Below are 17,856 nucleotides of genomic sequence, written 5' to 3'. Positions count from 1 at the left end.
GACGGAAAGAGGGGGTCGGGCGGCGGGCTGTGGACAAGTGCCGGGCGCGACGGGCGGTCGTTCGCCCGGAACGGCGAGATGGGCGGGGGTCAGGTCAGGCGGCGGACCACCGCGTCCGCGAGCAGGCGGCCGGTGAAGGTGAGCACGCAGCGGCCGAAGCGGCCGTTCACGCCCGCCATGGCGGCCTTGTCCAGCAGGCCTTCCTCCGCTGCCAGCCGGGCTTCTTTCTGGGCCTCCTCGGACAGCGCGTCGATGGGGAGGCCGTCCACCAGGCGGAGTTCCAGCATCACCCGTTCCAGGTGGCGGTCCTCCCGGGTGAGGGTTTCGCGTGCTGCCGCAGGCGAGTTGCCCTTCGCCAGTTCGGCCGCGTAGCGGGCCGGGTGTTTGACGTTCCACCAGCGGACGCCGCCGACGTGGCTGTGGGCGCCGGGGCCCGCGCCCCACCAGTCGGCGCCGTGCCAGTAGCCCAGGTTGTGGCGGCACCACGCCTTGGGCTCGGTGGCCCAGTTCGACACCTCGTACCAGTGGAGTCCCGCCGCGGCCAGGGCCTTGTCCGTCTGCTCGTAGCGGTCGGCCAGGACGTCGTCGTCCGGGGCGGGGAGGTCGCCGCGCTTGATCCTGCGGGCCAGGGCGGTGCCTTCTTCGATGATCAGTGCGTACGCCGAGACGTGGTCCACCCCGGCTTCCAGCACCGCGTCCAGCGATGCCGCCAGGTCCGACGCCGTCTCGCCCGGGGTGCCGTAGATCAGGTCCAGGTTGACGTGGTCGAAGCCCGCCCGGCGGGCTTCGCGGGCCGCTTCCGCCGCTCTGCCCGGGGTGTGGGTCCGGTCGAGGACGGCCAGCACGTGCGGAGCCGCGGACTGCATGCCCAGCGAGATCCTGGTGTAGCCCGCGGCCCGGATCTGTGCGAAGAACGCCGGGCCGGTGGACTCCGGGTTGGACTCCGTCGTCACTTCCGCGTCGGGGGCCAGGCCCACGGTGTCGCGGACCGCGTCCAGCACGTCCGTCAGGCCCGCGGCACCCAGGAGGGACGGGGTGCCGCCGCCCACGAAGACCGTGTCGGCCTTCGGCGGTGTGCCCAGCACGCGGGCCGCCAGGGCCAGTTCCGTGCGGAGGCCGTCCAGCCACGACTGCGGCGATGCGGGGGAACTGGCCAGCTCCGCGGCGGTGTACGTGTTGAAGTCGCAGTAGCCGCAGCGGGTGGCGCAGAACGGGACGTGCACGTAGACCCCGAACGGGCGCTTTCCCAGGCCGGTCAGGGCCGACCCGGGTAGCGCGCCGTCCGGGGGAGCTACGTCACCGTCCGGGAGTGCTGATGGCACCCGGCCAGTATCTCAGCGGAACACGACGAGCGTGACCACGGTCAGGCCCGCGGCCAGGATGAGGAAGACGAAGCCGTACACCGGGGCCTTGCGCCACCAGTGCGTGTGCCGGTCCAGGGCGAAGCGGCCGGGCCCGGTGAACAGCAGGGCGAACGCCGCCGCGGCGTAGGTCATCTCCAGCTCGACGTCGCCGAGGAAGAGGTTCCAGTCGCCCTTCACCGCGATGACGTTGGCCATCACGCCGAGGAGCGCCGCGGTACCTGCCGGGAAGAACAGGCCGAGGATGACGAGCACACCGCCGACGGTCTCGCTCAGTGCGACCACCCAGGCCAGCGCGCCGGGCTCGGTGAAACCGAACCCGGTGAGCAGCTGCCTCGTGGCCTCCATGCCCATGCCGTCGTTGAACCAGCCGAACAGCTTGTCGGTGCCGTGGGCGACGAAGAACGCACCGATCGCGAGGCGCAGCACCAGCAGGCCGAAGTCGAGGCCGCGGTGCCACTCCGGCTTTCTGCCCTTGGTGGTGCCCTCCGGCTCCTGGTCGTCGAAGCTGGAGAAGTCGGTGGTCGGCGGGCTCGTGTACGCGTCGTCCTCATCGAACAGGGAGGACGAGCTGGTGCCCGCGGGCGGACCGAAGCTCTGGGTCGTGGACGAGGAGTCACCCGTGGTGTAGTAGCCACGGTCGTCTTCAGTACTCACCCAGCGGAGGGTAACGCCTAGGCCGATCGGGTGGGGCCACAACCTCGCGATCAGTAATCGCCCTGTACGAGATTGTGCAGGCGCTCCCCCGCCGCGTACCGCGCGATCTCCTGCGCCACCACCGCGTACGCACGGCGCTCGTACCCCTCGACGCTCGCCGCGACATGCGGGGTGAGCAGCAGGTTCGGCACCGTCCACAGCGGGTGGCCGGCGGGCGGCGGCTCCGGTTCCGTCACGTCCAGGGCGGCGCGCAGCCTGCCGCTCGCCAGTTCGGCGACCAGCGCGCCGGTGTCGACGACCTTGCCGCGGGCCGCGTTCACGAGCACGGCACCGTCCCGCATCCTGGACAGGAACGCCGCGTCGGCCATCCCCTCGGTGGCCGGCGTGAGCGGCACCATCATGACCACCGCGTCGTGTGCGCCCAGCAGGTCGGGCACCTCGTCGAAGCCGTGCACGCCGTCGCGGGCCCTCGTGCCGACGAGCGTGGTCGTCGCATCGCACGCGGACAGCCTGCGCTTCAGCTGTGTTCCCAGGTCACCGGCCCCGATGACCAGCACCTTCTTGTCGATCAACGTCTCGGTCGGCCTGCGGCCCCACGTCCCGGCCACCCGCTCCCGCTCGAACGGGATCAGGTCCCGGTACACCGCGAGCAGCGTGGCGAGCGCCCACTCCGCGGTGCTGCCGCCGTGCGCACCACGGGCCACCGACAGCATGACGTGCGCGGGCACGCGGCCGATCCAGTTCTCCGCACCCGCCGTGAGCAGCTGGATGAGCCGCAGGTTCGGCAGCGCCGCGACCAGCGACTCCGGGTCGGCGGGTGCGAGGAACCCCGGCACGAGCACCTCGGCGTGCCCCGGCAGCGCCCCCGCGGTGTCGTAGCGGACCACGTCGAGGCCGTTCACGCCGGTCAGCGCGGTCTCGCCGGCCTCGTCGGGCACCAGCACGGTGATCGTCACGTCAGGCACCCTACTTACCCGAGGTTCACGGGCGGGACCCTAGCGTGGGCCGCATGTCCTTGAGGTCGCGTGTGCTGGTGGCGGGCGTGCTGGGCGGCGTCCTGCTGACGGCGGGCTGCGCGACGTTCACGGACCAGCCGCCGCCGGAGAGCTGGCGGCCGCAGGAGCAGCTCACCCCGCAGGGCGGACCGGAACCGCAGGTCCCCGGCGAGGGCCAGGGCGGTGAACCGGGTGGCGGCCGAGCCGAGCGGCCGACCGAGATCCCGCCGCCGGACGGGTGCACCGACTACGACCCGGCGGTCATCGGCACCTGCATGGACACCATCACCGCGGTCGCCGCGCTGCCCGGCGACGGCCGCGACCCGACCGCGCTGGTCGGCGAGCGGCGCACCGGCCGGATCCTGCGGGTCAAGATGGGCTCGGACCCGCAGCTGGTGGCGACCGTGCCGGTCGACGGGAGCACCGACGGCGGCCTCACCGGGCTCGCCCTCTCCCCCACCTACGCCGAGGACCAGCTGATCTTCGCGTACGTCACGACCGCGACCGACAACCGCGTGGTGCGGATCGCGCCGGGTGACGTGCCGAAGCCGATCATCACCGGCATCCCCCGCGGCGCCACGAACAACCGGGGCGCCCTCGCACTGGACCGGCGCGGCGCGCTGCTGCTGGCCACCGGCGACGCGGGCAACGTGAACCTGGCCGGCGACCTGAAGTCGCTGGCCGGCAAGGTGCTGCGGTTCGACGCGGCAGGCCAGCCTGCCCAGGGCAACCCGACACCCGGGTCGCTCGTGATGGCGAGCGGACTCCACGCGCCGGGCGGCGTGTGCGCGCCGTTCGACGGTTCGAGCACCTGGGTGACCGACCGGACCGCGACGCAGGACGTCCTGTACCGGCTGGAGCCCGGCAAGCCGCTGACCACGCCCGCGTGGACGTGGCCGGACCGGCCGGGCGTCGCCGGGTGCGCGGCGACGGCCTCCGGGGTGGTGACCGTCATGTCGACCGCGGGCAACGCGCAGATGCTGCCGATCGCGCAGGACGGGTCGTTCTCCGGCAAGCCGCAGATCTCGCTCGAGAAGGACGAGGGCTTCGGCAGGCTCGGCGGCATGGACGCGGTGAACGAGCAGGTCGCGGTCGTGGGCACGGTCAACAAGGAAGGCGGCACCCCGGTGTCGAGCGACGACCGCGCGGTCGTCATCGTGCCGCCCACCAGCGGCGGCGGCAACGGCCCCGACTGACGCCGGTGACGGTCCGTCGAGCACACCTCGAACGGACCGTCGGTCTCACCAGTCCCGGTCGGCCGTGCCCGGCGTACAGGCGCACCGGCACGGACGGCCACCACCGGGACGGGTCGTCGTTGGCCGCCAGCACCTCCGCGAGCGCCCCCGTCGGGTGCGCCAGCCGCGCCAGGAACTCGTCGGTGAACAGCTTCTGGGAGCGATTCCAGGCGGTGATCGCGTACCCCAGGTAGACGACCGCGCTCACGCCGTCGAGCCTGCCGTCCAGCGCGGCGAATGACGGGTTTCCGTTGTCTTGCCCTGGTTTCCCCCATGCGGCGACTCTGCCGGAGCATGATCGCCGACGGATGGGGCGGACCGGTGGATCACCGGTGGGGACAGCCCCACCCGTTCTGTGTGCGCTCCGTGTGGCGCGGTCTCCTAGCCTGCTGCGCCTGGGTGAGCACCGCGATCCGAGGGGTGTCGTGTCCGTGCTCACCTTGCCTCTTTTCCGTTACTCAGCAAGGAGAATCGTGTCCGCAATTCCGGCTACGCCGACCGCGCCCGCCGTCACCGGCCGGCCAGGGGTGCTCGTCGCGGCGATCGGCATCACCGTGGTCACCGCGCTCGCGGCGATCGTCAACGGCATCCTGATCGCCACCGGGGGCAAGGAACTGGTCAAGGACCTGCTCGTGCAGGCAGGGCTGCCCGAGGTGTCCGACTCCGACCTGGAGCTGTTCTCGAACCTCGCGGGCTACACGTCGACCGACGACTTCGTGAGCACCTTCACCACCCGCGGCTACCTGGCCGCCGGCGCGGGGGCCGCGCTGCTCGTCTTCGGCCTGCTCATGCTCAAGGCGGGCAAGGCCGCCCGCATCCTCGTCACCATCTCGGCCGCGTTCACCATGATCTTCAGCCTGGTGATCCTCGGGGACGAGACGACCACGGCGATGGCCGGTCTCGCGATGCTCGCGATCCTGGGCGGCATCCTCGCGATCGTGTTCACGTGGCTGCCCGCCATCGGCCGGTACGCCAAGGCCACCAAGGCATGACCGCTCAGGGTGCCGCGAGCGAGGGGCCCGGCACCCTGGTGAGGCTCATGAGCAACGCCGTGAGCGCACGCGCGTTGCTGTCGCGGGGGTCGGCCGTCCGGTCGGCCTCCGCACGCGCCTCCGCCGCGGCGCCGGGGGAACCCGCCGCGTCGTGCGCCGCGGCCAGCAGCCGCAGCGTGATCGCGGTCGAGGACGTCGAGCCCATCTCCCGGTACTCGGCGACACAGGCCCGCAGTTCCGCCACCGCCTCGGCGGCGCGGCCGTCGCCGACCCAGCTCGCCGCGATCGCCCGCCTGCTCGACAGGACCCTCGGCACCTCGTTGATCTCCTCCGCGATCGCGCGGCACTCCGTGAACGCGGCCAGCGCGCTGGCCCGTTCCCCGCGTCCAGCGTGGATCGCGCCCAACGTCCGCAGCGCCCGCGCCAGCGCCCGCCGGGCCGTGGTGTCCCGCAGCAGCGCCACCGCGTCCTGTGCCGCGGTCGCCGCCCGGTCCAGTTCCCCCGTCAGCGCGAGGCTCCACGACAGGCTCTGCAGCGCGCCCGCCTCCGCACGCGGATCGGCCGACTGGCGGGCGGCCGCGAGCGCGGCCGTGTCCACGTGCACCGACTCGGCGGGACGGCCCAACCGGTTCAGCGCCGCCGACCTCGCCGCCGCTACCGCATCCACTGTGGACAGTGCGGCCGCGCGGTCGGTCAGCGCGAGGGCCTCCTCCGGCACGCCGAGCCCGGTGAGGCAGTCGGCGAGGTTCGTCAGCACCCACGCGAGCGCGGACCGGTCGCCGTCGAGCCGCTCGGCGCACCACCGGTACTTCTCCACCGCGTCGGCGTACCGGCCCCGCACGTGCAGCACCCTGGCGTGCACGGCCTCCGCCCACACCTCGACCTGCTCGTCCCCGGCCGCGCGCCCGGCCTCCGCGATGGCCGACGCGCACGTCCGCAGGTCCGCGTACGAACCCTGCGGCCACAGGTACCGCGCGAGCCGCTCGAAGATCCGCGCCGCCCGCCGGTACATCCCGATGGTCGTGAGCAGGCCGATGCCCGCCACCAGCGACGGGCGTTCGATCGCGAACCAGCCGTCCGGATCGGCGGCGTAGCGGGCCAGGCTGTCCGCCGGCAGCTGTGGCGCCGGTACGGGCTCGTCGATGTCCATGGCCGGGTCCAGCGCCGGGAACACCTTCGGCAGGTCGCGGCCAAGCAGGTCGGCGACCGCGAGGATCGCGTCCAGCAGCTTGGCCGCCGCGCGGTCGCACGCACCCTCGCCGTCCTCGGCGAGCAGCCGTTCCCTGGCGAAGGTCAGCACGAGGTCGTGGAACTCGTAGCGGGGCTCGCCGCACGCGTCGTCGTCCGCGGGCTGCAGCAGACTCGACTCGACCAGCTCGTCGACGGCGTCCTCCCCCGCGGCCCCGTCCTGCAGCACGGTGATCGCCCACGCGGGGATGTTGGTGACCGCGGCCGCGCCGATCAGCCGGAACGTGCCGCGAGCGGGTTCGGTCAGTGCCGCGTAGCTCAGCTCGAGACCGGCACGGACCTGCAGGTCGCTGACCGACAGCTCGTCGAGGCGGCGGCGTTCGTCCTCGAGGCGGTCGGCGAGCGTGGTGAGCCGCAGCTGCGGCCGCAGTGCGAGGCGGGTGCCCGCGATGCGCAGTGCCAGCGGCAGGTTGCCGCACGCGGCGGCGATGCGGCGCGCGCCGTCCTGGTCGGCGGTCACGCGCGGGCCCGCGAGCGTGGCGAGCAGGTCGAGCGCCTCGTCGTCGGTGAGCGAACCGACCGTGACGCGGCGCGCGTTGAGGAGTCCACTGAGCCTGCGCCTGCTGGTCACGAGCACCGTCGTGCTCGGGGTACCGGGCAGCAGCGGGCGGACCTGGCCGGGATCGGCCGCGTCGTCGAGCACGAGCAGCACGCGGCGGTCGGCGAGGCGGCTGCGCAGCACGGCGGCCTTCGCGTGCACGTCGTCGGGGATGCCGGGCCCGGTGACGCCGAGGCTGCGCAGCAGGTCGGTGAGGACGTCGTCGACCGGGCGGGGCGCGGTGGCACCGGCGAGGTGGGCGTAGAGCTGGCCGTCGGGGAACGCGGCCTGCAGGCGGCGCGCGACGCGGACGGCCAGCGTGCTCTTGCCGACACCCGGTTCGCCGGTCAGCACGACCGGGAGCCCGTCGGTGCCGGTGAGCAGCGTGGACAGCTCGTCGACGACGTGGTCGCGGCCGGTGAACCCGCGGATGTCGGCGGGGAGCTGGCGGATCGGCCACTCGTCGGCGGGTGCGCCGCCGTCGTCACCGTCACCCCGCAGGATCTCCGTGTGCACGGCCCGCAGCCCGGCGCCGGGTTCGAGACCGGCCTCCTCGACGAGCGTGGCGCGGGCGGTGCGGTACGCGGCGAGCGCGTCGACCTGGCGACCGGCACTGCGCAGCGCCCGCATGAGCTGCCCGACCAGCCGTTCCCGCAACGGGTTCGCCGCCACCGCGGCCTGCAGCTCGCCCAGCAGCTCGGCGTGGCGGCCCGCCGCCAGCTCCGCCTCGACCCAGTCCTCGAAGACGGTGAGCCGCTCGATCTCCAGCCGCGCCACCTCGGTGTCGAGCGCGGACAGGGCGAGGTCGGCGAGCGGGCGGTCCCGCCACTGGTCGAGCGCGAGCCGCAGCTGCCGGGCGGCGGTCTCGGCGTCGCCGTCCCGCAGCGCGGCCCGGCCGGACTCGCTGGCCGCGCGGAACGTCAGCAGGTCAAGGTCCGCGTCGGCGACGTGCAGCCGGTAGCCGGGACCGGCGTGGTCGATGAGCGTGTGACCGAGCCGGTCCCGGAGCCGGGACACGTACGTGTGCAGGTTCGACGCGTAGGACTTCGGCGGGACGTCCGGCCACAGCGCGTCGACGAGCCGGTCCGTCGGCACCCGCTCGTTGGCGTGGAACAGCAGCATGGCGAGCAGCGACCGCTGCCGGTCCCCGCGCAGGCGCAGCCACCGGCCGTCGTGGCCGGTGATCTGCAGAGGACCGAGGACGCAGAACTTGACCGCCATGGCAGACCTGCTGCCGTTACGTGCAGCGCTCCAGGATCAGTTCGCGCACCCGCTTCGCGTCGGCCTGGCCCTTCGTGGTCTTCATGACCGCACCCACGATGGCGCCCGCGGCGGCCACCTTGCCGCCGCGGATCTTGTCCGCCACGTCCGGCTGCGCCGCCAGTGCCTCGTCGATCGCGGCGTACAGGGCGCTGTCGTCGGACACGACCGCGAGGCCACGCTTCTCGACCACCTCGTCCGGCTCGCCCTCGCCCGCCAGGACACCGTCGATGACCTCGCGGGCCAGCTTGTTCGTCAGCTTGCCCTCGGCCACCAGCGCCGACACGCGTGCCACCTGCGGCGGGGTGATCGGCAGCGCGGCCAGCTCGAGGCCGCGCGAGTTCGCCTCCTGCGACAGGTAGCTCACCCACCACGCACGGGCCTCCGCCGGGGACGCGCCCGCGTCGACGGTCGCCGCCACCAGGTCCACCGCACCCGCGTTGACCAGGTCGCGCAGCTCGAGGTCGGTCAGCTGCCAGTCGGCCTGGATGCGCTTGCGGCGCTCCGACGGCATCTCCGGCAGCGTCGCCCGCAGCTGCTCCACCCACTCGGCCGGCGGCGCGATCGGCACCAGGTCGGGCTCCGGGAAGTACCGGTAGTCCTCCGAGGTCTCCTTGCGGCGGCCGGCGGACGTGGTGCCGGTGGCCTCCTGGAAGTGCCGGGTCTCCTGCAGGATCGACCCGCCCTCGACCAGGATCGCCGCCTGCCGGGTCATCTCGTAGCGCACCGCGCGCTCGACACTGCGCAGCGAGTTGACGTTCTTGGTCTCGGTGCGGGTGCCGAACTCCGTGGCGCCCTTGGACATCAGCGACACGTTCGCGTCGCAGCGCAGCGAGCCCTGGTCCATCCGGACGTCCGAGACGTCGAGCGCCCGCAGCAGGTCGCGCAGCGTCGACACGTAGGCGCGCGCCACCTCCGGCGCCCGCTCACCCATGCCCTCGATCGGCTTCGTCACGATCTCGATCAGCGGCACGCCGGCGCGGTTGTAGTCCAGCAGCGAGTGGTCCGCGCCGTGGATCCGCCCGGTGGCGCCCCCGACGTGCAGCGACTTGCCGGTGTCCTCCTCCATGTGCGCGCGTTCGATCGCGACGGTCACCACCGTGCCGTCCTCGAGCGTCACGTCCAGCGAGCCGTTGAACGCGATCGGCTCGTCGTACTGCGAGGTCTGGAAGTTCTTCGGCATGTCCGGGTAGAAGTAGTTCTTCCGCGCGAATCGGCACCACGGCGCGATCTCGCAGTTCAGCGCGAGCCCGATCCGCATGGCCGACTCGACGGCCACCCGGTTCACCACCGGCAGCGAGCCCGGCAGACCGAGACAGGTCGGGCAGACCTGCGTGTTGGGCTCCGCGCCGAACGTGGTCGGGCAGCCGCAGAACATCTTCGTGTGCGTGTTCAGCTCGACGTGCACCTCGAGGCCGAGCACCGGGTCGAAGCGCTCGATGACCTCGTCGTAGTCGAGGACGGTCGCGGCGGTCATCAGGCCTCCAGCTCGGGGACGCGGTGGATCAGCGCGCCGCCGGACGCGGCGTCGCGGGCGGCCTCGAAGGCGGCCGCGACCTTGTACATGCGGGGTTCGGCCAGCGCGGGCGCCATCACCTGCAGGCCGACCGGCAGGCCGTCCTCATCGGACAGTCCGGCCGGGACGCTCATGGCCGGGGTGCCCGCCAGGTTCGCCGGGATGGTGCACAGGTCCGCGAGGTACATGGCCATCGGGTCGTCCGCGCGCTCGCCGATGCGGAACGCCGTGGTCGGCGTGGTCGGCGAGATCAGCACGTCGACGGACTCGAACGCCTTCTCGAAGTCCTGCGTGATCAGCGTGCGGACCTTCTGCGCCTGGCCGTAGTAGGCGTCGTAGTAGCCCGACGACAGCGCGTAGGTGCCGATCATGATGCGGCGCTTGACCTCCGCGCCGAACCCGGCCTCGCGGGTGAGCGCCATGACCTGCTCCGCGCTGTTCGCGCTGTCGTCGCCGGTCCGCAGGCCGTAGCGCATGGCGTCGAACCGGGCGAGGTTCGACGACGCCTCCGACGGCGCGATCAGGTAGTACGCGGGCAGCGCGTAGTCGAAGTGCGGGCAGGACACCTCGACGACCTCGGCGCCGAGACCCTTGAGCGTCTCGACGGCCTGCACGAACGCGGCGGTGACACCGGCCTGGTAGCCGTCGCCCTGGAACTCCGTCACGATGCCGATCCGCATGCCGGACAGGTCACCGCGCGCGCCGTCGCGGGCGGCGGCGACCACCGGCGGCACCGGCGCGTCGATGGACGTGGAGTCGAGCGGGTCGTGGCCGCCGATCACCTCGTGCAGCAGCGCCGCGTCGAGCACGGTGCGTGCGCACGGACCGCCCTGGTCGAGCGACGAGGAGAACGCGACCAGGCCGTACCGGGAGACGCCGCCGTAGGTGGGCTTGACGCCGACCGTGCCGGTGACCGAGCCGGGCTGGCGGATCGAGCCGCCCGTGTCGGTGCCGATGGCGAGCGGCGCCTCGAACGCGGCGAGGGAGGCGGACGAGCCGCCGCCGGAGCCGCCGGGGATGCGGTCGAGGTCCCACGGGTTGCGGCTCGGGCCGAACGCGGAGTTCTCGGTGGAGGAGCCCATCGCGAACTCGTCCATGTTGGTCTTGCCGAGGATGACGACGCCCGCCTCGAGGAGCTTGCGGGTGACCGTCGCGTCGTACGGCGGCGACCAGCCCTCGAGGATCTTCGACCCGCAGGTCGTTGGCGCGCCCTCCATCACGAAGACGTCCTTCAGCGCGAGCGGCACGCCGGCGAGCGGCGACGCGGGCTCGCGGCCGGCGGCCACGTCCTCGTCGACCGCGCGGGCCGCGGACAGCGCACGCTCGGTGTCGACGTACAGGAAGGCGTTGACGGTCTTGTCGACCGCGGCGATCCGGTCCAGGTGCGCCTGCGCGACCTCGACGGCGGAGACGTCCTTCTTCTGGATCTTGTCGGCCAGCTCGGCGGCGGTGAGCCTTGTGAGGTCACTCATGCCTCTTCCCCCAGGATCCTCGGCACGCGGAAACGTCCGTCTTCTGCGGCCGGCGCACCGGCCAGGGCCTGCTGCTGTGTGAGCCCGGGACGCACGAGGTCCTCGCGGAACACGTTGGTGAGCGGCACGGCGTGCGAGGTCGGCGGGATGTCCTCGGCCGCCACCTCGCCGACACGCGCCACCGACTGGAGGATCACGTCCAGCTGGCCTGCGAACGTGTCGAGTTCGTCCTCGGTGACGGCTAGCCTGGCCAGGCGAGCGAGGTGAGCCACCTCGTCGCGAGAGATGTTGGGCACGGGAAACGGCTCCTGATTCGCAACCTTGTGTAGTCATGCTTGTGAGGCACAAGTCTCAGGAGAGTCTATTTGCGCGCCTGGTCAGCGCACGAACGGGTTCCGAAGTGGCAAGCTGGTCACAGGCTTTGCCGTCCCGGGGTGTGGACGGCGGGCCAAGTGGTATCTCGGCGTCTGCGACAATCGTCGGCCGGCACGAGATCGACACCTATGTAGCGGGAGGCGTTCGCCTTGTCCTTCCTGATCCGGGTTCAGCTCCCGGACACTCCGGGAGCGCTCGGGGCGGTCGCGTCCGCTCTCGGGGCCATCGGGGCCGACATCCTGTCTGTGGACGTCGTGGAGCGGAACAACGGCTCGGCCATCGACGACCTGGTCGTCGAGTTGCCGAAGGGGCGCCTGCCGGACGTGCTGATCACAGCGGCTGAATCGGTCAACAACGTCGAGGTCGACGCAGTGCGACCGTACGCCGGCGTGCTGGACACGCACCGTGAGCTCGAGCTGGTCGAGGAGGTGGCGGCCCAGCCGGACGAGGGCCTCGCCATCTTCACCGAGGGTGTGCCGAGGATCATCCGGGCCGGGTGGGCCATGGTCGTCGGGCCGGAGGCCGGCAGCGCGCGGACGCTGACCGCGTCCACGGCCGCACCTCAGCTCAAGACGCTGGACCTGCCGTTCCTCCCCCTCGGCCGGGCGACCGTGCTCGACGGCGAGGAGCCGTGGGTGCCGGAGACGTGGAAGGAACTCGGCACGGAACTGGCCGCGACCCCGCTGGGCAAGCCGGAGCGGGTCCTGCTGGTCGGACGGCCGGGTGGCCCCCAGTTCCGTGCCGCGGAGGTGGCCCGCCTCGCCCACCTGGCGGGCATCATCGCGGTGGTCCTGTCGGGCTGACCCCGCGTCAGGCGACGATGCGGCCCATCGTGCCGTCGACGACCTCCACCATCGCGAAGGCGGCCTTGGCCGCCGGGAGCTGAGCCTGCTGCGTGGCCTTCAGCGACTCCTCCGAGTCCCAGTGCCACAGGTCCATCCACGTGGTGTCGTCCACGCGGGTGAGGATCGTGTGGCGTAACCCGTCGGTCTGTACTAGGCGGTCAAGAAGCAGTGCGACGGCGTCACGCCGACCTCCCGGCGGAAGGCGGCGATGAACGCGCTCGTGGTCCGGTAGCCGACCTGCCTGCTCACCACCGCCACCGGCATGCCGTCGGCCAGGAGTTCCAGTGCGGTGCGGACGCGCAGCCGGGTGCGCCAGCGGCCGAGGCCCACGCCGGTTTCCGCGACGAACAGGCGCGACAGCGTGCGTTCGCTCGCGCCGACCTCGCGGGCCCACGTGGCGGCGTCGCGGTCGTCGGCGGGGTCGGCCGCGAGCGCGTCGGCGACGTGGCGGGCGCGGTCGTCGCGGGGCCAGGTCAGTTCCACCGACGCGACCGGTGCCGGGACCAGGACGTCGAACAGCACCGCTTCCGCCCGGCGCCTGGCGTCGCCGGAGAGGTCCGGGTCGGACAGGTGACCGACGAGCGCGGCGAACATGGGTGCCGCGGCGAGGACCGTCGGTTCCGCCCACAACGCCGGGCAGCAGCCGGGGAGCAGGTACAGGCTGTGCATCTCGGCGGTCGACGCGGCGGCGGTCGTGTGCGCGACGCCCGCCGGGACGAACAGCGCGCGGCTCGGCGGCAGCACCCACGTCGTGTCCGCGCGCCGACGGTCACCACGCCGCGGCGAGCCCACACGAGCTGGTGCGAGGGGTGGACGTGCGTGGGGAACCGGTGGCCGCGGGGCAGCGCGACCCCCAACGGCAGGGCGACGAAATCGCGTGGGTGGCCGAAACGCGACATGGCTTGACAGGCTACGTGGTTTCGGCCGGGCCGGGCGAGCCCTAGCGTCGGGCGCATGCCGATGAACGCAGTACACCGCCGGATCTGCCGCTCGGATGGCTGGGCCACGAGGATGCACTCACAGGTGTTGCCGTGGGCGACCCGTGAGGTGCCGTTGGCAGGCAAGGTCCTCGAACTGGGGCCTGGCTACGGGATCACCACTCGCTGGCTGGCCGGACACGGCGGCGACCTGACCGCGGTGGAGGTCGATCCGGCGCTGGCAAGCGACCTGCGCGCACAGTTCCCGGACGTGGACGTCCACGAGGGAGACGGCGCCGCGCTCCCGTTCGCCGACGAGACCTTCGACGCGGTCGTGTGCTTCACGATGCTGCACCACGTCCCGTCGCCGGAGCACCAGGACCGCCTGTTCGCGGAAGCGGCGCGGGTGCTGCGGCCGGGTGGGGTGTTCGCGGGGTCGGACAGCGTGCTGAGCCTGCGGTTCCGGCTGATCCACATCGGCGACACGATGGTGCCGGTGAATCCGGGGACGATGCCGGACCGCTTGCGGCGCAACGGTTTCCACGACGCGACCACACAGGAGGGTGGCCGGTCCTTCCGGTTCAGCGCTACGCGGTGAACCGGTCGCTCTTCGCGGCGGCGACGAAGTCCGGGCGAGCCGGAGCTGGTTCTGCTGATCGGATCACGCCGTGCCCGGCGCCCGCTTGCCGCGGCCGATGCGGAAACCGAGCAGCGCGGCCACCGTCAGCAGGGTGAGCGCGCCGAGCCCGAGCCACAGCCACGGCGGGCCGTTCGCGCTGGTGGCCGCGGCGGTTCGTGGCGCGTCGAGTCGTTCCGGCGGCACCACGGCGAGCGACGCGGTCGCCTCCGGCCCGCCCTCCCAGCCCGAGACCTCGGCGAGCTGGAGTGTCGGCGCCGACGAGCTGATCCGCAGGTAGCGGATGGGTGTGCCCGCGTCCACGGTCGCCGCCGCGAAGGGCTCGTTGGCCGTGGCGAGCGGCTGCCATGTGCGGTGGTCGACGGAGTGCTCGACCGTGCAGGTCGCGCCTTCCGCGCAGCCGCGCACGGCGAGCAGCGAGAGGCCGCGCGGACTGCCGAGGTCGACGACCGCCGACGAGAACCCGAGGTCCACCGACTCCAGTCCGCCGTCGGTGAGCGGGCAGGGGCTCCGGGTTTCCCGTTCGCCTGACGTCCGCTCGACCACGCAGTCCGTTCCCCGCGACGGCGGTGGCGGCACACTCGTCACGTACGGCACGCGCTGCGAGCGGTAACGGGTCCTGATTCTCGTGTCCGGGCCTGGCCGCTCGTCCTCGGCGAGCACGGACGCTCCGCCGGAGAACCCTTCGAGCAACCGCACGTCGAACCCGGCGCTGCCGGAGCCGGGCTGCTGCCACACGACGCCGCCGTGGCCGTCGTCGAACGTGACCGAGCCGGAGCCCGTTTCGGTCTTGGCCGACCAGGCCACGTTCGCCACTCCGCCGTCGGCCCCGATGATCAGCCGTGGCCGCCATGTCGTGATCGCGCCCAACCCGACCTCGGACCGCTGGACCAGGAACGCGAGGTCGGTGGCGGGCCCGGACAGTTCGTTGTCGTGTGGCGGCGCGAGGGCGGTCAGCGAGAACTCGCGCGCCGTGCCGAAGCCGTCCTGGGCGTCGCGCCCCTCCAGTTCGAAGCGGAACTCGCCGTTGTCGCCGGTGCCGGCCAGCACCACGCCCCACAGCGCCAGTGATCTGCACAGCGCCGGTCTCATGGCCGATGACCGTAGCCGCACACGGCAGCGCTCCTGCCCGCATTCGAACCGGAACCCCAACAGCCTGCGCCTGAACGTCGGGCGGCAAGGCGATCGTCGGCCTGGGCCTACAGGTCCAGGCGATAGGTGATCAGGTCGACGCCTGGCACCGGCGCCCAGTCGGCCTCCGGGGTGCGCCGGAACCCCAATCGCTCGTACAAGCGGTGTGCGACGTACATGTCCTGTGAACTGCTCAGGGTCACGGCTCGCAGCCCCAGCTCCCCCGCCCGCTCGATCACGCGCCGGGTCAGGGCCTCTCCCACTCCCCGCCCACGGGCCGCCGGGGACACCGCCAGCATCCGGAACTCCAGCTCGTCCGGCGCCGATACCTGCGCCCACGGCGAACCGGGCGGCGCGACGGTGACCGTGCCGAGTACCGCACCCGTGTCGTCCACCGCCACCAGCAGCTCCGCATCCTCCGCGCGCGGGCGGGCGTCGGCGAGCTTCAGCGCGTACGGGCCGGAGGTCTCGAAGCCGTCCGCGTGATAAGCGTTGATCGTCAGCTCGCCGACCGCCCCCAGCTCGTCCTCGCGGGCCGCGCGGACCGTCACCTCACTCATCTGTCTCCTCTCCCACCTGCGCGACCTCGCGCGCCGCGTCCGGGCCTTGTTCGAGCAGCACGCGGAAACCGTCCTCGTCCAGTACCGGGACCTTGAGCTGCACTGCCTTGTCGTACTTGGTGCCTGGTGCGTCGCCGACCACCACGAACGCCGTCTTCTTCGACACCGAGCCGGACGCCTTGCCGCCGCGGGCCATGATCGACTCCTTGGCCTCGTCGCGGGAGTAGGTCCGCAGGCTGCCCGTCACCACGATCGACATGCCCTCGAGGTTGCGCACGATCGACTCGTCGCGCTCCTCCTCCATCCGCACGCCTGCGCGCTGCCACTTCTCGACCAGCTCGCGGCGCCAGTCGGTGGCGAACCACTCCCGCAACGCGGTCACGATCGTCGGGCCGACGCCCTCCGCCTCGGCGAGCTCCTCCTCCGAGGCGTCCATGATACGTGGCAGGGAACCGAACTCCAGCGCCAGTGCGCGCGCGGCGGTCGGGCCGACGTGCCGGATCGACAGCGCCACCAGGACCCGCCACAGTGGACGTTCCTTGACGGTGTCCAGGTTCTGCAACAGCTTCTGGCCGTTGGCCGACAGCGCACCCGCCTTGGTGCGGAACAGCTCGACCTGGAGGAGCTTCTCCTCGTCGAGGTCGAACAGGTCGCCCTCGTCTGCCAGCACACCCGAGTCGACGAGCGCCGCGGCAGCCTCGTAGCCGAGGACCTCGATGTCCAGCGCCGAGCGGCCCGCGACGTAGCTGAGGCGTTCCTTGCGCTGCCCCGGGCAGTAGCGGGCGTTGGGGCAGCGGATGTCGGCGTCGCCCTCCTTCTCGTACGCCAGCGTCGTGCCGCAGGACGGGCACCGCGCCGGCATCTCGAACTCGCGTTCCGCGCCGGTGCGCGCGTCGGCGACCGGGCCGAGCACCTCGGGGATCACGTCACCCGCCTTGCGGATCACCACGCGGTCGCCGATCAGGACGCCCTTGCGCTTGACCTCGCTGGCGTTGTGCAGCGTGGCCATCTCGACCGTGGAACCGGCGACCTTCACCGGCTCCATCACCGCGTACGGCGTCACCCGGCCGGTGCGGCCCACGTTGACCCTGATGTCCAGCAGCGTGGTCGTGGCCTCCTCCGGCGGGTACTTGTAGGCGATCGCCCAGCGCGGCGCCCGTGACGTGGTGCCGAGCCTGCGCTGCTTGGCGACCTCGTCGACCTTGATCACGATGCCGTCGATCTCGTGCTCGACGTCGTGGCGGTGCGCGCCCCAGTACTCGATGTGGGAGAACAGCTCCGCCCGGTCGGAGATCACCTTGGTGTGCGACGAGACGGGAAGGCCCCACGCTTTCAGCGCGTCGTACGCCGTGGACTGGCGCTCCGGCTCGAAGCCCTCGCGCTTGCCGAGACCGTGGCAGATCAGCTTCAGCTTGCGGCTCGCGGTGACCTTGGGATCCTTCTGCCGCAACGAACCGGCGGCCGTGTTGCGCGGGTTCGCGAACGCGGGCTTGCCCGCCTCGACGAGCTTGGCGTTCAGCTCCGTGAAGTCCTCGACGCGGAAGTAGACCTCGCCGCGGACCTCGACGAGCTTGGGCACCGGGAACTCGTCGGTGCCGGTCAGCTGGGTCGGCACGTCCTCCAGGGTTCGCACGTTGAGCGTGACGTCCTCGCCCGTGCGGCCGTCACCCCTGGTGAGGCCGCGGACGAGACGCCCGTCCTCGTACAGGAGGTTCATGGCGAGCCCGTCGATCTTCAGCTCGCACAGGTACGAGGTCGGGCCCAGCTCCTTCTCGACGCGGTCCACCCAGGCACCCAGCTCGTCGGCGTCGAAGGTGTTGTCGAGGCTGAGCATCCGCTCGAGGTGGTCGACGGCCTTGAACTCGGTGGAGAACGTGCCGCCGACCTGCTGACTCGGCGAGTCCGGCGTGACCAGGCCCGGATGGGCCTCCTCGATGGCGAGCAGCTCGTGCCACAGCGCGTCGAACTCGCCGTCGGACACGGTCGGCGAGTCGAGCACGTAGTAGCGGAAGCGGTGCCCGTTGATCTCCTCGGAAAGCGCCCCGTGACGCTCCCGCACCTCGGTCGGCACGTCCTCGACGCCTTCGGCCTTCACACTCTCGTCTGCACTGGTCACA

General features: G+C 72.2%; 17 protein-coding genes. 4 read left to right on the top strand and 13 right to left on the bottom strand.

Translation table 11 applies throughout. From position 1 onward, the window contains the following. Window positions 1-89: 89 nt before the first annotated feature. The 3 genes from hemW to FHR82_RS21670 are packed head-to-tail and all read right to left on the bottom strand — an operon-like array spanning window position 90 to window position 2,974. Window positions 90-1,322 (bottom strand): radical SAM family heme chaperone HemW, encoded by a 1,233-nt coding sequence (gene hemW, locus FHR82_RS21680; protein WP_184812275.1) that lies wholly within the window; start codon window positions 1,320-1,322, stop codon window positions 90-92. A 12-nt stretch (window positions 1,323-1,334) separates the two neighbouring features. Next, a complete protein-coding gene (locus FHR82_RS21675; protein ID WP_184812274.1) occupies window positions 1,335-2,018 on the bottom strand; it encodes a DoxX family protein in 684 nt (227 codons plus the stop codon). A gap of 50 nt (window positions 2,019-2,068) precedes the next feature. Continuing rightward, window positions 2,069-2,974 carry a 2-hydroxyacid dehydrogenase gene (locus FHR82_RS21670; RefSeq protein WP_184812273.1) on the bottom strand — a complete coding sequence of 302 codons (906 nt, stop codon included), beginning with the start codon at window positions 2,972-2,974 and terminating at the stop codon, window positions 2,069-2,071. A gap of 53 nt (window positions 2,975-3,027) precedes the next feature. On the opposite strand from FHR82_RS21670, the gene FHR82_RS21665 reads away from it, so the two are divergent. Next, window positions 3,028-4,209: a PQQ-dependent sugar dehydrogenase gene (locus tag FHR82_RS21665; protein ID WP_184812272.1), complete on the top strand. Its 1,182-nt coding sequence runs from the start codon at window positions 3,028-3,030 to the stop codon at window positions 4,207-4,209. On the opposite strand, the gene FHR82_RS21660 is transcribed toward FHR82_RS21665, so the two are convergent. Beyond that, window positions 4,166-4,456 (bottom strand): hypothetical protein, encoded by a 291-nt coding sequence (locus FHR82_RS21660; protein ID WP_184812271.1) that lies wholly within the window; start codon window positions 4,454-4,456, stop codon window positions 4,166-4,168. The two genes, FHR82_RS21665 and FHR82_RS21660, sit on opposite strands and share 44 nt — an antisense overlap. A 265-nt stretch (window positions 4,457-4,721) precedes the next feature. Between FHR82_RS21660 and FHR82_RS21655 the strand changes: the two genes are divergently transcribed. Further along, window positions 4,722-5,240, top strand: a complete 519-nt coding sequence (locus tag FHR82_RS21655) for a hypothetical protein (RefSeq protein ID WP_184812270.1) — start codon at window positions 4,722-4,724, stop codon at window positions 5,238-5,240. 4 nt (window positions 5,241-5,244) lie between these two features. On the opposite strand, the gene FHR82_RS21650 is transcribed toward FHR82_RS21655, so the two are convergent. From FHR82_RS21650 to gatC, 4 genes are read right to left on the bottom strand one after another with little or no spacing between them, the layout of a single operon-like run. Continuing rightward, window positions 5,245-8,247: an AfsR/SARP family transcriptional regulator gene (locus tag FHR82_RS21650; RefSeq protein ID WP_184812269.1), complete on the bottom strand. Its 3,003-nt coding sequence runs from the start codon at window positions 8,245-8,247 to the stop codon at window positions 5,245-5,247. A 16-nt stretch (window positions 8,248-8,263) separates the two neighbouring features. After that, on the bottom strand, window positions 8,264-9,763 hold the full coding sequence (gene gatB, locus FHR82_RS21645) for an Asp-tRNA(Asn)/Glu-tRNA(Gln) amidotransferase subunit GatB (RefSeq protein WP_184812268.1): 1,500 nt from the start codon (window positions 9,761-9,763) through the stop codon (window positions 8,264-8,266). Continuing rightward, the gene (gene gatA, locus FHR82_RS21640; RefSeq protein WP_184812267.1) at window positions 9,763-11,274 is read right to left on the bottom strand and encodes an Asp-tRNA(Asn)/Glu-tRNA(Gln) amidotransferase subunit GatA; all 1,512 of its coding nucleotides are present in this window, start codon (window positions 11,272-11,274) and stop codon (window positions 9,763-9,765) included. Before gatA ends, gatB begins: the two co-directional genes overlap by 1 nt. Further along, window positions 11,271-11,570 carry an Asp-tRNA(Asn)/Glu-tRNA(Gln) amidotransferase subunit GatC gene (gene gatC / locus FHR82_RS21635; RefSeq protein ID WP_184812266.1) on the bottom strand — a complete coding sequence of 100 codons (300 nt, stop codon included), beginning with the start codon at window positions 11,568-11,570 and terminating at the stop codon, window positions 11,271-11,273. Before gatC ends, gatA begins: the two co-directional genes overlap by 4 nt. A gap of 228 nt (window positions 11,571-11,798) precedes the next feature. On the opposite strand from gatC, the gene FHR82_RS21630 reads away from it, so the two are divergent. After that, a complete protein-coding gene (locus tag FHR82_RS21630) occupies window positions 11,799-12,452 on the top strand; it encodes an ACT domain-containing protein (RefSeq protein ID WP_184812265.1) in 654 nt (217 codons plus the stop codon). A gap of 7 nt (window positions 12,453-12,459) precedes the next feature. Here the strand turns inward: FHR82_RS21630 and FHR82_RS21625 are convergent, their stop codons facing one another. Beyond that, a complete protein-coding gene (locus FHR82_RS21625) occupies window positions 12,460-12,606 on the bottom strand; it encodes a hypothetical protein (protein WP_184812264.1) in 147 nt (48 codons plus the stop codon). A 38-nt stretch (window positions 12,607-12,644) separates the two neighbouring features. Beyond that, window positions 12,645-13,238 (bottom strand): AraC family transcriptional regulator, encoded by a 594-nt coding sequence (locus tag FHR82_RS21620; protein ID WP_311771202.1) that lies wholly within the window; start codon window positions 13,236-13,238, stop codon window positions 12,645-12,647. A 210-nt stretch (window positions 13,239-13,448) separates the two neighbouring features. Here FHR82_RS21620 and FHR82_RS21615 point away from each other — a divergent pair, with 210 nt between their 5' ends. Then, window positions 13,449-14,009, top strand: coding sequence for a class I SAM-dependent methyltransferase (locus FHR82_RS21615; protein ID WP_184812263.1), 561 nt, complete (start codon window positions 13,449-13,451; stop codon window positions 14,007-14,009). 63 nt (window positions 14,010-14,072) lie between these two features. On the opposite strand, the gene FHR82_RS21610 is transcribed toward FHR82_RS21615, so the two are convergent. From FHR82_RS21610 to ligA, 3 genes are all read right to left on the bottom strand, one after another. Further along, entirely contained in the window at window positions 14,073-15,140 is a 1,068-nt protein-coding gene (locus FHR82_RS21610) for a hypothetical protein (protein ID WP_184812262.1), read from the bottom strand. Between the two features lie 107 nt (window positions 15,141-15,247). Further along, window positions 15,248-15,739 (bottom strand): GNAT family N-acetyltransferase, encoded by a 492-nt coding sequence (locus FHR82_RS21605; RefSeq protein ID WP_184812261.1) that lies wholly within the window; start codon window positions 15,737-15,739, stop codon window positions 15,248-15,250. After that, entirely contained in the window at window positions 15,732-17,855 is a 2,124-nt protein-coding gene (ligA, locus tag FHR82_RS21600) for an NAD-dependent DNA ligase LigA (protein ID WP_184812260.1), read from the bottom strand. Before ligA ends, FHR82_RS21605 begins: the two co-directional genes overlap by 8 nt. Window position 17,856 lies beyond the last annotated feature (1 nt).

It is taken from the genome of Actinophytocola algeriensis (assembly GCF_014203735.1).
Lineage (GTDB): Bacteria > Actinomycetota > Actinomycetes > Mycobacteriales > Pseudonocardiaceae > Actinophytocola > Actinophytocola algeriensis.
Note: the sequence above shows the minus strand (reverse complement) of the source record. Positions and strands in the feature narration are given on the sequence as shown.

Coding starts and splice junctions, on each gene's coding strand:
- FHR82_RS21665 (WP_184812272.1), top strand. CDS start 3,028: ATGTCCTTGAGGTCGCGTGTGCTGGTGGCGGGCGTGCTGGGCGGCGTC.
- FHR82_RS21650 (WP_184812269.1), bottom strand. CDS start 8,247: ATGGCGGTCAAGTTCTGCGTCCTCGGTCCTCTGCAGATCACCGGCCAC.
- gatB (WP_184812268.1), bottom strand. CDS start 9,763: ATGACCGCCGCGACCGTCCTCGACTACGACGAGGTCATCGAGCGCTTC.
- gatA (WP_184812267.1), bottom strand. CDS start 11,274: ATGAGTGACCTCACAAGGCTCACCGCCGCCGAGCTGGCCGACAAGATC.
- FHR82_RS21615 (WP_184812263.1), top strand. CDS start 13,449: ATGCCGATGAACGCAGTACACCGCCGGATCTGCCGCTCGGATGGCTGG.
- FHR82_RS21610 (WP_184812262.1), bottom strand. CDS start 15,140: ATGAGACCGGCGCTGTGCAGATCACTGGCGCTGTGGGGCGTGGTGCTG.
- FHR82_RS21605 (WP_184812261.1), bottom strand. CDS start 15,739: ATGAGTGAGGTGACGGTCCGCGCGGCCCGCGAGGACGAGCTGGGGGCG.